Raw genomic sequence first — 15,360 nt, forward strand, 5'->3', positions numbered from 1 at the left:
CCATGCGGTGCCCGCTCGAAGTGCTGGAAAAACAGGAAGCCGCACGAAAACGAGGCCCCGGCGAGTCGGCCGATCTCATGCCGCGCGCACTTCACCGTCACAACAGATTGAGCTCGCGGGCCCGCGCCACCAGAGTTCCCGATGCTGAGCCCCTGACCAAAGTGCACCGTCGCCGGTGCCCATCGGACGATGTGCCGGGGCCAGCCCGTGTTCCAGGGTGTCTGCCATGGAACGAACGAACTCGCTGCCCCTGGTCCGGCGGTGGCGGACACCGGCGCCGGTCGACCGGAGCGCCTGGTTCCCGGGCCGGCTGATCGGGGGCGCCGCGCTGGTGGCCGGTCCGCTGGTGTGGTGGACGGGGCTGCTGCTGCGGTACCTGGGGCTGCATTCGGGCACCTTCTCCGCCGAGCAGCTGGCGGCGTTCGCCCGGCAGCCGTTCGCGGCCCCGTCGCAGCTGGCGGCCTACCTGGCGAATCCCGCGCTGGTCACGGCTGGATACGCGTGCTTCGCCGCCGGGGCCCTGCTCTTGTGCCCGGCCTTCGCCACCCTCGCCCGCATCGTCGCGGCACGGGCGCCGGCGCTCGCTTGCTGGGGCGGCACGCTGCTCATCCTGGGCCTGTTCGCCCGGCTCTACGACGCCGGAGCCGATCAGGCCGCCTTCCACCTGGCCGCGTCGCAGGGTCTCGGGCGGGCCACCGATTTCGTGCTGGGCAACTACCCGGGCATTTCCTACGGCCCCTGGCGCGTCGCCGTCGTGGCGTCGGCCTGCCGGTACCTCGGGATGGCGCTGCTGGCCATCGGCGCGTTCCGGTCGGGCGCCTTCGGCACCGGCCGCTGCCTGATCCTGCTGTGGTCGGGGACGCTGTGGGGCGGTGTCCTCAAGGCGGCCAACCTCGCGGACCTGTTCGAGTACGGCGCGCTGGCCCTGGTCCTCGTGCCGCTGGGCGTCCTGGTGCTGCGGGACCGCGTCGCCGAGCCGGATCCCGCCGAGCCGTTGCGGATCCTGAGCTGGTGACGGCCGCGGCGACAGGTGTCGTGCCGCACCTGCGCAGCCGTCGACCGATGTTCATGGCCGCGACCGCCGTCCGGGGCCCAGAATGGCCGGAGCACATCCAGCGACGGACGGGAGTACCGCATGTGGCTCGTGGGCGCGACGGTCATCGACGGCACCGGCGCGGACCCGGTGCCCCGCCAGGCGATCCTGGTCGAGGACGGCCGGATCACCGCGCTCGGCGGCACCCCGCCCGCCGGGGCGGAGGTGGTCGACCTGGCCGGGCTGGTCGTCACGCCCGGGCTGATCGACGCGCACGTCCACCTGGGCCTGTCCAGCGACGTGGACAAGCTGACCACCACCCGGCAGCTCTCGGTCGCGGAGCTGGCCGCGGACATGTTCGCCAACTGCCGTCAGACGCTCGAATCCGGCTTCACCACCGTCCGCGACACCGGCGGGGTGGACCAGGGGATCGAGCGGACCGTCGCGTCGGGCAAGCTGCCCGGGCCCCGGATCATCCACTGTGGACCGATTCTGGCGCAGACCGGCGGGCACGGCTACCTCGGCGCGGACTGGGACTCCGCCGAGGACTGGGATTCCCGCCAGATCCCCGGGCTGGTCTCGCTTTCACTGGTGTCCGACGGCCCGGATGCGGTGCGGCGCAACGCGCGGGAGGCGTTCCGGCGGGGCGCGATGTTCCTGAAGATGTGCGTCACCGGCGGTGTCGTGTCCCGGCACGACAAGCTGAGCGACACCCAGTTCACCCACGACGAGGTCGCCGCGGCCGTGGCCGAAGCCGAGGCGCGCGGCACGTACGTCACCGTCCACGCGCACAACAACGCCGGCCTGCGCATGGCCGTCGAGGCGGGCGCGAAATGCGTCGAACACGGCTCGGCGGTGGACGAGGAGACGGCCGAGCTGATGGCCGGCCACGGCGTCGCGCTGGTGCCGACCCTGGCCGTGGCGCACGCGCTGCGGGCCGACGCCACCGAAGCCGGGCTGCCGCCGGAAATCGGCGCCCGCGTGGGCAACGTGATCGACGGCCAGGCCGCCGCGATCCGGGCGGCGCGGGCGGCCGGGGTGCTGATCGGGTCCGGTTCGGACTACGTGGGGCCGAAACAGGAGCACCGGGGACTGGAACTGGTGCTGCGCAGCGAAATCGAGTCCCCGATGCAGGCACTCGTCTCCGCCACCCGGGACAACGCGCGGGTGCTGCGGATCGACGAGGAGGTCGGCACGATCGAGCCGGGCAAGATCGCCGACCTCACCGTGTTCGGCGCCGACCCGCTGGCGGACCCGCGGGTGTTCGACGACCCCGCTCAGGTCAAGGCCGTGATCCAGGGCGGCCGCGTGGTCAAGGACATCCGCTGACCGCAGCGAGGTACAACGGGCAGAGCCGGGCGGCCACGGTGGCACCGTCCGGGCCGCGATGGCTACGGTGGCAGCGCAGCGGCCGAGTTGCCTCTCAGGAAGGTTGTCACCGATGAGCCTCGCTGAACTGAGGTGGCTGGACGCCACGGCCCAGGCCGATCTCGTCCGCCAGGGCCTGGTCACGCCGCTCGAACTGCTCGACGCGGCGATCGCCCGGATCGAGGAGCACAACGGCGACCTGAACGCCGTGGTCAGCACGCGCTTCGAGCAAGCGCGCAGCGACGCGGCTTCGACCACCGAGGGGCCGTTCCAGGGCGTTCCGATGCTCCTCAAGGACTTCCTCGCCCACTGGGCGGGCGATCCGGTGCACGGCGGCATGCGCCTGCTGCGCGACCGTGACTGGCGGGCGAGTGAGAACTCGCACCTCGCCACCCGCCTGCGCGCGGCGGGATTCGTCTTCTGCGGCCGGACGAACACGCCCGAGCTGGCGACCAGCCTCACCACCGAGCCGCTGGCCCACGGCGCGACCCACAACCCGTGGGACCTGACGCGCTCCCCCGGCGGTTCCAGCGGCGGCTCGGCCGCCGCCGTGGCCGCGGGGCTGGTGCCGGTGGCCCACGGCAACGACATGGCGGGCTCGATCCGCGTGCCGGCGAGTGCCTGCGGGGTGGTCGGGCTCAAGCCCAGCCGCGGGCGCAACAGCCTCGGGCCGCAGTACGGCGACCACTGGGGTTCGGTCACCCATGAGCACGTCCTGACCCGGTCGGTGCGGGACACCGCGGCGGTGCTCGACGCCACCGCCGGAGCCGCGGCCGGGGACCCGCACAGCGCGCCGCCACCGGCCCGTCCCTTCCGCCTCGAAGCCGAAACCGATCCTGGGCCGCTGCGCATCGGTTTCCGGACCGAAGCGCCCGGCACCGGCGAGACCGCCCACCCCGACTGCGTCACCGCGGTGGAGAACACCGCGCGGCTGCTCGAGTCGCTCGGCCACCACGTCGCCCCGGCCGCGGCCCCCGCGCTGGACGCCCCCGGCCTGTTCGACGCCATGCCGCCGGTGCTCGCCGCGGCGGTCGCGTGGGAACTGGACAGCTGGTCGGAGCGCCTGGGCGAGCAGCTTTCCCCGTCGGTGCTGGAGCCGATGAACGCGATGCTCTGCGAAGCGGGCCGGCAGGTCACCGCTGTCCAGTGGCTGAGCGCGATCACCGCCTCCCAGCGCTGGGCTCGCGGCGTCGCCGCCCTCTGGGAGGACGAGCTGGACATCCTGCTGACCCCGACGCTGCCCGCCCCGCCCGGCAAGCTCGGCGAGCTGTCCCCCGAGGCCGCCCCGCCGGAGCAGCTGTCCGCCGGGATCGCCATGCTCGGCGCCTTCACCGCGCCGTACAACATCACCGGCCAGCCCGCGATTTCCCTGCCCCTGCACTGGAATGCCGACGGCCTGCCCATCGGCCTCCAGTTCGCCGCCGCCCGGAACCGCGAGGACGTGCTGCTCCGGCTGGCCGGCCAGCTCGAACGCGCCGCCCCCTGGTCCGGCCGCCGCCCGCCCGAGTGATCCCTTGACCTCGACCAAAGTCGAGATGTTCTGCTGGTGGGCATGAAGCCACGCGGAGCACGGAAGTCAGCAGCCCGATTCCTGGTCGGACTGGTCGGCGCGACAACGGTCGCAGGCGCGTTGACGGCGGACTTCCTCGTGCCGAAGACAGCGCGCCAGCACCTGCGGAACCCCCGCTGGCCGGGGCACGCCAAGTTCCACGACGCCCAGTACATCGTGATGAGCCAGCTGCTGGGCGGCACCGGGCTGGCGCTGCTGGCGTCCGGGAAGGGCGATCCGGACCGCAATCTGCGGACCGCCGCCGCGATCGTGTCCACGCCCTGGCTGGGCATGTACGGCGCCGCCCTGTTCCCGGGCACCACCCTGGTCGACGACGAGTTCAAGGACCAGACGCCGAAGGTGCTCGGGATGGACCCCAACCTGTTCGTCGCGACCGCCTGCCTGGCGGCGCTGGCCGCGGCCACCGGGCTGGCCCGCAAGTAAGGCTCGTGAGTGTTCAGGACGGCTCTCACCGTCCTGGACACTCACGAGTCCCGGAACTCCGCCACGGCCGCGCCGTGCACGTGGGCCCACTGGGTCAGCACGGCGATCGGCTCCACCAGCGTCCGGCCGAGGCCGGTCAGCGCGTACTCGGCCTTCCCGCCCGCGGTGTGCCGCTCGACCAGCCCGTATCCCTGCAGCCGCCGGAGGGTCTGGGTCAGCACCTTCCGCGAGATCCCGCCGATCAGGGCGACCAGTTCGCCGTGCCGGCAGGGTTGCCGGCTCAACGCGAACAGCACGACCACCGCCCATTTGTCGGCGATGATCTCGATCGCCAGCCGGGCCGGGCAGTCGGCGAGGAACACGCTGCCGGAGTACTCACGCATTCCCCGACGGTAGCCCGCCGCCGGGTACCGGGAGGTTCCTGCCTTCTCGTTAGCTTCGCCAGGGAAGCCGACGGAGAAGGGAAAAACATGACAGCAGGGATCGGCTGGCCGGGCGGGCGGAAGGTCGCCGCGCTGATCAGCGTCGCGGTGGAACTGTGGTCACCCGGGCACTCGCCCGCCTACGCGCCGATGGCGGCGGCGTGGCCGCTGCCCGGCGTCGAGGACACCCACAGCGCGTCCTGGGTGGACTACGGCGTCACCACCGGAATCCCGCGACTGCTCGGCATTCTGGGCGATCTGCCCGCCACCTTCGGCGTCAACGGCCTCGTCGCAGAGCGGCATCCCGGCACGGTCGCGGCCGTGCACGAGGCCGGGCACGAGATCGCCGCGCACGGCTGGGCCCAAGAGCGCGTGCCCGCCCTGCTCGACGCCGATGCCGAACGGGACGACATCCGCCGCTGCACCGAGATCCTCAGCCGGGTCACCGGGGTCCGCCCGGCCGGCTGGATGAGCCCGCGCGCCACCGCTTCGAGGAACACCGCCGGTCTGCTGGCCGAGGCCGGCTACCGCTGGACCGGCGACCACAGCGACCACGACCTCCCCCAGGTGCTGCCCACCGCCCACGGCCCGCTGGTCTCGCTCATGCACGGCGGCCAGTCCGACGTCCGCGGCGCCGCGGCGGGCCCGCACGCGTACCGCGATCTGCACCGGGAACTGCTGGACCAGCTCCTCGCCGCGCCCGGCCCCGGCGTCTTCCACCTCACCCTCCACGCCCACGTCGGCGGACGGCCGCCGCTGGCGGGCATGGTCGCCCGGATCCTCGACCACGTCCGCGCGTCCGGCGACGTCTGGGTCGCCACCCACGCGCAGGCGGCCGAGCACGTATTCGCCTGCCAGGAAAGGAAGTCATGAACCGCGTCCTCGTCGTCGGCGGCACCGGGGCCATGGGCCGCCGGGTCGTCCACCGGCTGCTCGGCACCACCGACGCCGTTGTCGTCGTGCCCACCCGCGACCCGGGGTCGGCCCACGCCACCGGACTCGCCGCCACCGCACCGGGCCGCATCATCCTGGTCCGCGCCGAACCGGCGGAAGCCTATGCCTGGATGGAAAAGACCGAGGCCGTGTTCGCCAACACCGATTTCTTCGCGACGGGCAGCGCCGTCGGCGAGTACCGGCAAGGCCTGGCCCTGCTGGACGCGGCACAGCGGGCGGGCGTCGAGAAGTTCATCTGGTCGTCGCTGGACAGCCCGGTGACGCTGACCGGACATCCCGTCCCGCACTTCGACAGCAAGGCCGCGGTCTCCGCGCACATCGGCCTGCTGCGGTCGGAGGAGATGCTCCGCCAGGAGCCCGACGGCTGGTACACGAACCACGTTTCGGTGCTGACCACGGCGCCGTACTTCGAAAACCTGCGCGACCGCCTCCCGCCGAAGCCGGACGGCCGGGGCCGCCTGGTCTTCCGCCTCCCGCTCGGCGATGCCCGGTACCCGCTCGTCGCCCTCGACGACATCGCCTGGTTTGCCGGGCACATGTTCGGCCACTGGCAATCCTGGGGCGCGCGCGATCTCGCGGTGATCGGCGACAGTCTCACCGGCGACGAGATCGCCGCGGCCTTCGAGCGGGTCACCGGCACCCCCAGCGCGTACCTCCCGATGCCGCACGACGAGCTGCGCGCCGCGATCCCCGATTACGGCCACGACTACGCGGCGATGTTCCGGTTCTTTGGCGAACGGGACGTCTACGCCCTCGACCGGGACGTGCCCTTCCTGCGCCGCCTGCGCCCCGGTCTGCTGTCCTTCGAGGACTGGCTGCGCCACCAGGTTCGAGCCACCACGGGAACACGCACCGTGGCGCCGCAGGACAAGGACCGGACAACCCTGCCCTGGTAAGCCAGCCGACCCGTGGCGGTCATCTTCCGTTGGCCCGGTGGTGGCCGATCGTGCTTAGCGTCGGGGCGGCTCACCCCCTGCTCCCCGGCAAACCTGGACGGAACCATCATGCGCACAACCCAAGGCAGCGGCGAATCCTCCCCGGCACCGGAAGGGCCGAGCCGCCGGTCCTTCCTCCGCAACGCCGGACTGGCCGGGGTCGGGGCCACGGCGCTGGGCGCGCTCGGCGCGGCGCCCGCGTCCGCCGACCCTGCCGCTGACAACGCCGCTGCCGACGCCGCGGGCAGACGGCCCGGCGGGATCGGCCGGTGGAGCCCGGACTCCGAGAGCCTCCAGTTCACGCTCGCCGTCATGCCGGACACCCAATACCTGTACTGGGGCAGCCAGAACAGCCTCGCCCCGGAGCCCCAGGAGGCGTCCTTCCGCTACGTGATCAACCAGAGCGGGAACCCGGACAACAACATCGTCTTCATGGCGCACCTCGGCGACCTGACGCAGGACGCCGACCCGACGTCGTTCCAAGCGGTCGGCAAGGCGTTCGAGGTGATGGACTCGCACAACGTCGCGTACAGCGTGCTGGCCGGCAACCACGACGTGTCCGGTGACGACACGCGCGGCTCCACGCCTTACCTCCAGACGATGGGGCCGCAGCGGTTCCGGCGGTCGAAGTCGTTCCTCGGCGCGGACGCCAGCGGGTACAACACCGCGCACACCTTCCGCGCCGCGGGCCGGGAGTGGCTGCTGCTCGCGATGGACTGGCGGACCTCGGCGGCCGGCTTCGCGTGGGCCGACCAGGTGATCAAGGCCCACCCCAAGCTGCCGGTGATCCTCACCGCGCACGAGATCGTCGGCTCGACCTACGACGACAACGTCTACCCGTACGAGTCCGGCGACCCCGAGGACAACGCGGTGATCACCGACTACGGCCAGCAGGTCTGGGATCGGCTGATCAAGGACAACGACCAGGTCTTCCTGACGCTGAACGGGCACTACTGGCCGTCCGGGCGCGTGGTCAAGAAGAACTCGGCGGGCCACGACGTCCACCTGCACATCACGAACTACCAGAACCGCTACTTCGGCGGCGGCGGCATGCTGCGGCTCTACCACTTCGACCTGGAGCGCAACACGATCGACGTCGAGACGATCTCGCCGTGGATCCTCGCCCAGCCCCCGGCCGAGCGGAACCGCATGGCCGTGCTCGAATCGCGGCTCACCACGCCCGTCGACTACTTCTCCATGCCGTTCGACTTCGACGAGCGGTTCGCCGGCTTCCTGCCCGTGCCGGTCCGCCCCGCGCGGCCCGCGAACCGGATGCTGGTGCCGGGCACGCTGGCGTACTGGCGATTCGACAACGGCGGCGGCGACGGCAGCCCGGTCACCGCGGGCCAGCCGGTCCGCGATCTTTCCGGGCACGGCAACGACCTGAGCCTGGCCAGTGTGGCCGGCACCGCCGCCGACGCGCTCACCTGGTCCGCCGGGCACCACCCCGACCAGCCGGGCCACGCCAGCCTGCGGTTCGCCGGCGGCCGGAACCCGCTGCACGGCGCGTACCTGACCACCGGTTCACGGGCGCCGCTGAACGCCGAGACGTTCCAGCGCGGCTACACGATCGAGGCGTTCATCAAGATCCCCCTGGACTGGGACGCGAACAACAACGGCTTCATGGCGCTGCTCAGCCGCTGGGGCGCGGCCGGGGCCGCCGGCAAGCACGGCCGCAACACCGACCCGAAGGAGCCGGTGGCGCAGCTGTGCATCTCCAACAACGGCCGTGAGCCGCAGTTCAACTGCTACCCGCTCAACCAGTCCTACCCGACCACCAACTGGGGCCACGGCCTGCCCGAGAACACCTGGTGGCACCTGGCCGTGGTCAACGACGGGCACCACACCCGGATGTACGTGGAAAGCTCCCCGGTCGCCGACAACCCGTCCACCGACTCGGTCGGGATCGCCTCGCTCGGGCTGGCCTGGATGCTCGGCGGCCACTCCTACGACGGTGCCGTCGACCAGGTCTTCCACGGCTGGATCGGCGACGTCCGGATCGTCGGCCGCCCGCTGCGCCTCGACGAGTTCATGACGAAGTAGACCGCTGACGGGTCCCCGGGCCGGGGACCCGTCCGGTCAGCCGACGACCTTCCGGATCCAGGCCAGCTGCTGGGAAACGTCGCCCGCGCCGGCCACGCTTTCCCGGTCCGAGGTGTCGAAGACGCCGACGAGGGTGTCCGCCGCGGCCCCGGTGCCCATGATCGGGCCGCCGGAGTCGCCGCCCGCCGGGATCCCGGAAATGCTGGTGAGGCAGAAGTCCGTCCCGCCGCCGAAGCCCTCGCACCGCGGGTCCTCGTTCTTGGTGACCCGCAGGTCCGACTGCTTCAGCACGTCCGACTGGCAGGAGTTCTCGTCACCCTGGCAGGTGGCGCCCCAGCCGTACTGCCGGACGGCCTGGCCGGGCTGCACGGGCTCGGCGCCGGGCAGCTTCGCCGGCGTGACGGTCATCGGCGGCACCTTGATCAGCATCATGTCGGCGGCCGGGCTGCCCTGCCGGCTGCCCGGCACCGGGTGCACCACCGTGCCCTCGCGCTGGTCCAGCTCGCCCACCCGGAATTCGATCCTGGCGTCGGCGATGTCCTGGGCCTGCTCGAAGAAGCAGTGCGAGGCGCTGATGACCCACTCCCGGCCGATCGCGGTCCCGGTGCACTCCCCCTTGCCGTCGACCAGCATCCGCACCGCCCACGGCCCCCGGACACTGACCGACCCGCCGATCACGGCGGACGCGGCGGGGGCCGGGGCGAGCGTGGCCAGCGCCACCAGCGGCAGCAGGAGAGTCAGGCGAGGCAGCTTCACGGGTCGGTCCTTTTCTCGGCGGCGGCGGGAACCGGGGCTGGGCCCACTCCGGCGATGATGATCTTCGTCGGCGTCCCGTGCAACTCCGGCCGAAGAGGTGTGCACGAATGGCCCGGCGTTGTCCGGAGCGGAACTATTCGTTGCCGATCTTGGCATGGCGGCCACGATCACCCGCCGTGAAGCTGGAGGTGTCGCCTGAGGAGAGGAGAGGTTCGTGCCGAACAGGAGTGTCCTGATTTCCGGGGCCGGTGTGACCGGGCTCTCGCTGGCCTATTGGTTGCGGCGCCGGGGTTTCCGGCCGACGCTCGTCGAGCGCTCGCCTGGCCCGCGCGGCGGCGGGCAGGCCATCGACGTCCGCGGCGCCGCCCTTCGCGTGGTGGCGCGGATGGGGCTGCTGGAGCCGATCCGGGCCGCGAAGACCGATCCACGCGGGATGTCGTTTGTGGACAGCCGGGGCGAGGAGCTGTCCCGCTCCACCGAGGCCACGCTCACCGGCGGGCTGATCGACAACGACGACGTCGAGATCATGCGTGACGACCTGGCCGCCCTGCTGTCCGACGCGGGCGGCCCCGGCGCCGAGTACCTGTTCGGCGACGTCATCACTTCCCTTACCCAGCGGCGAAACGACGTCGAAGTCACCTTCCGGCACGGTCCGGCCCGCCGGTTCGACCTCGTGCTCGGCGCGGACGGCCTGCACTCCGGCGTGCGGCGGCTGGCCTTCGGCCCGGAGGCGGAGTTCGTCCGGTTCCTCGGCAGCTACTTCACCATCTTCACGGTGGACAACTTCCTCGGCCTCGACCGCTGGCAGATGTACCACGCCTGGGAAAACGGGCTGATCGGCGTCTACAGCGCACGGCACAACACCGAGGCCCGGGCGATGCTGCGGTTCGCGTCCCAGGAACTCGACTTCGACCACCACGATGTCAAGCAGCAGCAGGACATTCTCGCCGAGCACTTCGCCGGGGCCGGCTGGGAGACGCCCCGGCTGCTCGAGCGCATGCGGGCGGCGCCGGACTTCTTCTTCGACTCCACCAGCCAGGTCTGCCTCGACCGCTGGTCGGACGGACGGGTCGCGCTCGTCGGCGACGCGGCGTACTGCGCCTCGCCCCGAGCCGGCCAGGGCACCAGCATGGCGCTGGTCGGCGCGTACGTGCTCGCCGGCGAACTCGCGAAAGACACCGGTGACCACCAGGCCGCCTTCGCCCGCTACCAGGATGCGATGCGGGGTTACGTCGGACGGAACCAGCAGCTCGCCCGCGACGCCGCCGCCGGCCGCGAGGTGGGCCCGGCCGACCGCGCCGACGCCGCCGTCGCCATCACCCTCGAGGACTACCCCGGCTGACCCGAACGCACCGGCAGACCACTCCGATAGAGTGACGGATGGGGGTCGCCGGCAGTCACCCGACGCTGTTCGATCGGGGAGGATCCGACGCCGTGCCTTTTGTCGCCCGCCAGGAGCAGCTGCGTGCCCTCGAAGACCTGACCGGTGCGGCCTCGACCTCCCGTACGCCGCCCTGCACCAGCTCTGCACGTCGGTCCTCGAACACCGCACCCGGCTGCCCACGGTGCAGCGGACGGCGCCGGACCCGCTCACGATCGGCCTCGCCGTGCTGGGCCTGCTGCACGAGCTCACCCGGACCCGGCCGGTGTGCTGTGTGGTGGACGACGTCCAGTGGATCGACACGGGGACACGCGAGGTGCTGGGTTTCCTCGCACGGCGCATCGGCTCCGAGCGGATCGCGATGGTGCTCGCCGGGCGGGCCCCGGAACCCGGGTTGGCCGATCTGCCGCGCCTGCGGCTGCCGGGCCTCGCCGACGCGGACGCGCGGTCACTGGTGCGCTCGGCCGCGCACGCGGAGCTGGACGGCGAGGTGCTCGAACGGGTGCTGGCCGAGGCCGGCGGGAACCCGGTGGCGCTGCTGGAGTTCGGGTACCGGACCGCCGGGCCTTCCGTCCACTGTGGATGGAGGGCCGCGGGCGAACGTGGCGGACGTGCTGGAGGAGCAGTTCGCCCGCCGGGTGCGAGCGCTGCCCGGCCCGGCCCGGTCGCCGGTGCAGCTCGCCGCGGCGGAACCGGTCGGCGACTTCGGACTGGTGCGGCGCGCGGCGCACCGGCTCGGGCTGGACCCGGCCGAGCTGTCGGCCGCGGAGGACGAGGGGCTGCTCAGCCTCGGTTTCCGGCTGCGCTTCCGCCATCCGCTCGTCCGCTCGGGCGCCTACCACTCGGCCGGCCCGGAAACCCGCCGGCCGCGAACTGGCCGCCACCGGACAGCGCCCGCGCCAGGACGGCACGAGCCCACGCGACCTGCTCACCGCCCAGGAACGGCTGATCGCCGGCAAAGTCGCGGTCGGCGTCACCTCGAAGGAAGTCGCCGCCACGCTGTTCCTCAGCCCCCGCACGATCGACACCCACCTGCGCAACATCTACCGCTAGCTCGGCATCTCCTCCCGCCGCCAGCTGCGGGAAATCGCGCTCTGACGGCGTCAGCCGGCCCGGAGCCAGTCCTCGAAACGGGTCTCCGCCACCCTCGCGCCCGGGCCCGGCAGCAGGCCGTCCTTGCCCGGCTTGGCGCCGAAATAGCGGGCCTCGTCGTCGGTCACGACCGCACGCGGGTCGCCGCGGAAGGCCAGGCCGGCGCGGACCCATTCGTCCATGCCGAACACCTCCGGCCCCGCGATCTCGGCCATGCCGCCGAGGGGCTCGCCGGCCGCGGTCCGCGCCACCACCGCGGCGACGTCCGCGGCCGCGATCGGCTGCACACCCGCGGGCGGGAGCCGGACCGTGCCGCCCTGGGTGGCCGAGTCGGCGATGCCGCCGACGAACTCGAAGAACTGCGTGGCGCGCACGAGCGAGAACGGGATTCCCGACTGTTCGACCAGGTCCTCCTGCACCACCTTGGCCCGGAGGTAACCGGCCTCGGGCAGCCGGTCGCTCCCGACCACCGACAGCGCGACGTAGTGCCGCACTCCCGCCGCCTTGGCCGCCTCGACCAGGTTTCCGGTGGCGGTGCGGAAGAACGCCAGCACGTCGTCGTCGGCGAACGACGGCGAGTTCGACACGTCGACGACCACCTGCGCGCCCTGCAGCACTTCCTTGAGGCCTTCGCCGGTGATCGTGTTCACGCCCGACCTCGGCGACGCCGCGACGGCCTCGTGGCCCTGCCCGGCCAGCGTCCGGACGACCTGCGAGCCGATCAGGCCGGTACCGCCGATGACGACGATCTTCATGCTGGATCCCTTCGGTGGAGCCCCGCACCGATCGCGGGGACTACCAGCTGAGACCGGACAGCACGGCGATCTGTGACAACCGCGGCGGAATGCCCGCTCAGGGCTCGGTGATCGCGGCGAGCTTGCCGGGGTTCAGCACCCAGAGGAGCTGCTCGATGCCGTCGGCCGAGCTCGTGAGGGTGACCATGGCGATGGCCTCGCCGTCGCGCCGGAGCAGCGCGCCGGGCCCGCCGTTCGCCTCCACCCACGCGACGTCGACGCCGGCCCAGAACCGGCTCGCGAACGCCCGCAGGTACTTCGCCACCGTCTTCGCGCCGTGGACGGGGATTCGCGAGGCGCGCACCACGCCGCCACCGTCGGAGTAGCTCACCACGTCCGCCGCGAACAGCTCTTCCAGCGCCGAAAGGTCCCCGACGCGGGCGGCGGCCACGAACGCCGACAGCAGCCGCCGTTGCTCGGGCGCGCTCACCGGCGCCCGCCGCTCGGCCGCCAGCCGTTTACGCCCGCGGCTGACCAGCTGGCGCGCGGCGGCTTCCGTGGTCCGCACGATTTCGGCGATCTGCGGGTACGGGTAGTCGAACGCCTCCCGCAGCACGTACGCCGCCCGCTCGGTCGGCGAGAGCTTCTCCAGCAGGAGCAGGACCGCGAACTCCAGCGCCGCGCTCCGTTCCGCGCCCAGCTGCGGGTCCGCGGAAGTGTCGACGGGCTCGGGCAGCCACGGCCCGACGTAGGTCTCGCGCCGCGCACGGGCGGTCTGCCCGGCGTTGATCGCCAGCCGCGTGATCGCCGTCGCCAGGTAGGCGCCCGGATCGGCCACGGCCGACCGGTCGCAGTTCTGCCAGCGCAGCCACGTCTCCTGCACCAGGTCCTCGGCGTCGGCCACACTGCCCGTCATCCGGTAGGCGATGCCGAACAGCCGCCCCCGGACCCCGGCGAACACCACGGCCGCGCCATCGAGGTCTGCGGTCTCCTGCATGGGCCCAGTGTGCACTGCCGTCAGCCCCGGAGGTCGGCCTGCCGGAGTTGCGGGGAGACGGTGAAACCATGGCGTGCGTAGGCCGGGGTAGCCCGGACGCTCGAATGGACCGTCACCCGCACCGGCGCACCGCTCTTCCGACGCGACGCACACACTGCACATCACCCGACCGCCGCTCGGGACTCCGCGGGGTCGGCACCCGTGCGGTGACCGCCAGCCACGCCATCCCGATCACGGCCTCACCGCGGGTCAGGACCAGGCAGCGATGAGACGACGCGTGGGCCCGCGCCCAGTCCCTCAAGTCCCGCTCGAACTCGTCCCGCGGCACGGCCGGGGTCGCGCCGTTTTCCGCGGCCCACCGCCATCGGAGCCCCGCCACCACAGCGAATTCGTGGTCCCGGGGATGAGGGTTCGCACGGTGGCGTCAAGACCACCGCGCGAACCCTCGTTCCGCCTTACAGCGCGCAGTAGGCGTTCAGCGCGGCGGTGCCGACATCCGTCTGGCCGGGTGTGCCCTCGATCATGTGGAACTCGTTGACCGCGTACACCATCTGCTTGCTGCCGTCATCGCTGGTGATCCACTGGCTCAGGTAGCCGAGGACGGCGCCGGTGTGGGTCCACACCGGACCGCACGGGGTCTGGGCGTGGCCGATGCCCAGGCCGTAGCCGTTGCCGGAGGTGGCGTCCATCGGGACGGTGGTCTTCAGCTCCTGCTCCTGCGCCGGCTGGAGCAGCTTGCCGGTCATCAGCGCCCGCTCGAAGGTGGCCAGGTCGTCCAGAGTGGACACGATGGCGCCGGCCGAGCCGAACGCCTGCACCTGCGACGCCGTGACGTCCCGGTACACGCCGAGCGCGAGGAAGTAGCCGTTCAGCGAATTGGCCGGCATGGCCGGGTCCGAGGTCGGGAACGTGGTGTCGTGCAGGCCGAGTGGCTCGATGATCCGGTGCTGGATCTCGGCCGCGGGGTCGTTGCCGGTGACCGCCTTGATCACCATGCCGGCCAGCACGTAGTTGGTGCTGGAGTAGGAGTACTTCGCGCCCGGCGCGGCGACGGGCTTGCTCGCCGTGCCGAGGTTGACCAGGGTTTGCGGCGCCCACTGCAGGCTGGGGTCGAGGTTGCCGACGTAGTTCAGGTCGAACTGCGCGTTGCCCGCGTAGTCCGGGATCCCCGAGGTGTGGGTGAGCAGCTGCCGGAGGGTGATCTTGGTGCCGTCGTTGCCGTTGGCGTGCACCGCGCCGGGCAGCCAGTGGTCCACGGTGTCGTCGAGCGAGAGCTTGTGCTCGGCCTCCAGCTGCAACAGCACGGTGGCGGTGAACGCCTTGGTGTTGCTGCCGATCCGGAACTTCATCTTCGGATCGGCCGGCGTCCCCTTGACCCGGTCGGCGGCACCGGCCTGGATGTACTGGGTGTTGTCGCCATCGCGGACCATCCCGATCACGGCGGGATATCCGTCCTTGAGCCCGGCCTGGGCCCCGGCCTGCAGGATCTCGGCCGGCGTCTGGGCCGGCGCCGCGTTCGCCGCACCAGCGAGGCCGGCCATCAGCGGCACCGCCGCCGCCAGGGCCAGGATCCTCTTGGCAGTCACGAACATTCGTCCCCCTGTTCAGTTCGGTCAGTACAGCGTTCGAGGAGGACGCTAGCGAGAGGTGAT

The 15,360-nt window shown here is 72.1% G+C and carries 14 protein-coding genes; 9 read left to right on the plus strand and 5 right to left on the minus strand.

The window, feature by feature from the left end; genetic code table 11:
* Positions 1 to 226: 226 nt before the first annotated feature.
* The 4 genes from BMY97_RS18810 (at position 227) to BMY97_RS18825 (ending at position 4,394) form a co-directional block, all read left to right on the plus strand.
* The gene (locus BMY97_RS18810) at positions 227 to 1,015 is read left to right on the plus strand and encodes a hypothetical protein (protein ID WP_091618159.1); all 789 of its coding nucleotides are present in this window, start codon (positions 227 to 229) and stop codon (positions 1,013 to 1,015) included.
* Between the two features lie 120 nt (positions 1,016 to 1,135).
* On the plus strand, positions 1,136 to 2,362 hold the full coding sequence (locus tag BMY97_RS18815; RefSeq protein ID WP_091618160.1) for a metal-dependent hydrolase family protein: 1,227 nt from the start codon (positions 1,136 to 1,138) through the stop codon (positions 2,360 to 2,362).
* A 112-nt stretch (positions 2,363 to 2,474) separates the two neighbouring features.
* Entirely contained in the window at positions 2,475 to 3,911 is a 1,437-nt protein-coding gene (locus BMY97_RS18820) for an amidase (protein WP_091618161.1), read from the plus strand.
* A 42-nt stretch (positions 3,912 to 3,953) separates the two neighbouring features.
* Positions 3,954 to 4,394 (plus strand): DUF6640 family protein, encoded by a 441-nt coding sequence (locus tag BMY97_RS18825; protein ID WP_218156811.1) that lies wholly within the window; start codon positions 3,954 to 3,956, stop codon positions 4,392 to 4,394.
* 41 nt (positions 4,395 to 4,435) lie between these two features.
* Here BMY97_RS18825 and BMY97_RS18830 read toward each other — a convergent pair whose 3' ends face one another.
* Positions 4,436 to 4,777: a winged helix-turn-helix transcriptional regulator gene (locus BMY97_RS18830; protein WP_091618162.1), complete on the minus strand. Its 342-nt coding sequence runs from the start codon at positions 4,775 to 4,777 to the stop codon at positions 4,436 to 4,438.
* 87 nt (positions 4,778 to 4,864) lie between these two features.
* On the opposite strand from BMY97_RS18830, the gene BMY97_RS18835 reads away from it, so the two are divergent.
* The 3 genes from BMY97_RS18835 to BMY97_RS18845 all read left to right on the plus strand — a co-directional run bounded on the left by BMY97_RS18835 (position 4,865) and on the right by BMY97_RS18845 (position 8,748).
* Complete coding sequence (locus tag BMY97_RS18835) at positions 4,865 to 5,689, plus strand: polysaccharide deacetylase family protein (protein WP_091618163.1); 825 nt, start codon at positions 4,865 to 4,867, stop codon at positions 5,687 to 5,689.
* Complete coding sequence (locus tag BMY97_RS18840; protein ID WP_091618164.1) at positions 5,686 to 6,666, plus strand: NmrA family NAD(P)-binding protein; 981 nt, start codon at positions 5,686 to 5,688, stop codon at positions 6,664 to 6,666. Before BMY97_RS18835 ends, BMY97_RS18840 begins: the two co-directional genes overlap by 4 nt.
* A 108-nt stretch (positions 6,667 to 6,774) precedes the next feature.
* Positions 6,775 to 8,748 carry a LamG-like jellyroll fold domain-containing protein gene (locus BMY97_RS18845; RefSeq protein WP_091618165.1) on the plus strand — a complete coding sequence of 658 codons (1,974 nt, stop codon included), beginning with the start codon at positions 6,775 to 6,777 and terminating at the stop codon, positions 8,746 to 8,748.
* Between the two features lie 36 nt (positions 8,749 to 8,784).
* Here the strand turns inward: BMY97_RS18845 and BMY97_RS18850 are convergent, their stop codons facing one another.
* Positions 8,785 to 9,504, minus strand: a complete 720-nt coding sequence (locus BMY97_RS18850; protein WP_245787386.1) for a S1 family peptidase — start codon at positions 9,502 to 9,504, stop codon at positions 8,785 to 8,787.
* A 214-nt stretch (positions 9,505 to 9,718) separates the two neighbouring features.
* On the opposite strand from BMY97_RS18850, the gene BMY97_RS18855 reads away from it, so the two are divergent.
* Both BMY97_RS18855 and BMY97_RS49585 read left to right on the plus strand, forming a co-directional pair.
* Positions 9,719 to 10,846 (plus strand): FAD-dependent monooxygenase, encoded by a 1,128-nt coding sequence (locus BMY97_RS18855; protein ID WP_091618166.1) that lies wholly within the window; start codon positions 9,719 to 9,721, stop codon positions 10,844 to 10,846.
* Positions 10,847 to 11,467: 621 nt separating this feature from the next.
* On the plus strand, positions 11,468 to 11,938 hold the full coding sequence (locus BMY97_RS49585; RefSeq protein ID WP_091618167.1) for a helix-turn-helix transcriptional regulator: 471 nt from the start codon (positions 11,468 to 11,470) through the stop codon (positions 11,936 to 11,938).
* Positions 11,939 to 11,988: 50 nt separating this feature from the next.
* Here BMY97_RS49585 and BMY97_RS18865 read toward each other — a convergent pair whose 3' ends face one another.
* From BMY97_RS18865 to BMY97_RS18880, 3 genes are all read right to left on the minus strand, one after another.
* Positions 11,989 to 12,732, minus strand: coding sequence for an SDR family oxidoreductase (locus BMY97_RS18865; RefSeq protein ID WP_091618168.1), 744 nt, complete (start codon positions 12,730 to 12,732; stop codon positions 11,989 to 11,991).
* 97 nt (positions 12,733 to 12,829) lie between these two features.
* Entirely contained in the window at positions 12,830 to 13,708 is an 879-nt protein-coding gene (locus BMY97_RS18870; RefSeq protein WP_091618169.1) for an RNA polymerase sigma-70 factor, read from the minus strand.
* A gap of 455 nt (positions 13,709 to 14,163) precedes the next feature.
* Positions 14,164 to 15,294 carry a serine hydrolase domain-containing protein gene (locus BMY97_RS18880; protein ID WP_143086227.1) on the minus strand — a complete coding sequence of 377 codons (1,131 nt, stop codon included), beginning with the start codon at positions 15,292 to 15,294 and terminating at the stop codon, positions 14,164 to 14,166.
* Positions 15,295 to 15,360: the final 66 nt, after the last annotated feature.

It is taken from the genome of Amycolatopsis saalfeldensis (genome assembly GCF_900110575.1).
GTDB classification, from domain to species: domain Bacteria; phylum Actinomycetota; class Actinomycetes; order Mycobacteriales; family Pseudonocardiaceae; genus Amycolatopsis; species Amycolatopsis saalfeldensis.

Coding starts and splice junctions, on each gene's coding strand:
- BMY97_RS18825 (WP_218156811.1), top strand. CDS start 3,954: ATGAAGCCACGCGGAGCACGGAAGTCAGCAGCCCGATTCCTGGTCGGA.
- BMY97_RS18835 (WP_091618163.1), top strand. CDS start 4,865: ATGACAGCAGGGATCGGCTGGCCGGGCGGGCGGAAGGTCGCCGCGCTG.
- BMY97_RS18830 (WP_091618162.1), bottom strand. CDS start 4,777: ATGCGTGAGTACTCCGGCAGCGTGTTCCTCGCCGACTGCCCGGCCCGG.
- BMY97_RS18820 (WP_091618161.1), top strand. CDS start 2,475: ATGAGCCTCGCTGAACTGAGGTGGCTGGACGCCACGGCCCAGGCCGAT.
- BMY97_RS49585 (WP_091618167.1), top strand. CDS start 11,468: ATGGAGGGCCGCGGGCGAACGTGGCGGACGTGCTGGAGGAGCAGTTCG.
- BMY97_RS18870 (WP_091618169.1), bottom strand. CDS start 13,708: ATGCAGGAGACCGCAGACCTCGATGGCGCGGCCGTGGTGTTCGCCGGG.
- BMY97_RS18815 (WP_091618160.1), top strand. CDS start 1,136: ATGTGGCTCGTGGGCGCGACGGTCATCGACGGCACCGGCGCGGACCCG.
- BMY97_RS18810 (WP_091618159.1), top strand. CDS start 227: ATGGAACGAACGAACTCGCTGCCCCTGGTCCGGCGGTGGCGGACACCG.
- BMY97_RS18840 (WP_091618164.1), top strand. CDS start 5,686: ATGAACCGCGTCCTCGTCGTCGGCGGCACCGGGGCCATGGGCCGCCGG.
- BMY97_RS18865 (WP_091618168.1), bottom strand. CDS start 12,732: ATGAAGATCGTCGTCATCGGCGGTACCGGCCTGATCGGCTCGCAGGTC.
- BMY97_RS18845 (WP_091618165.1), top strand. CDS start 6,775: ATGCGCACAACCCAAGGCAGCGGCGAATCCTCCCCGGCACCGGAAGGG.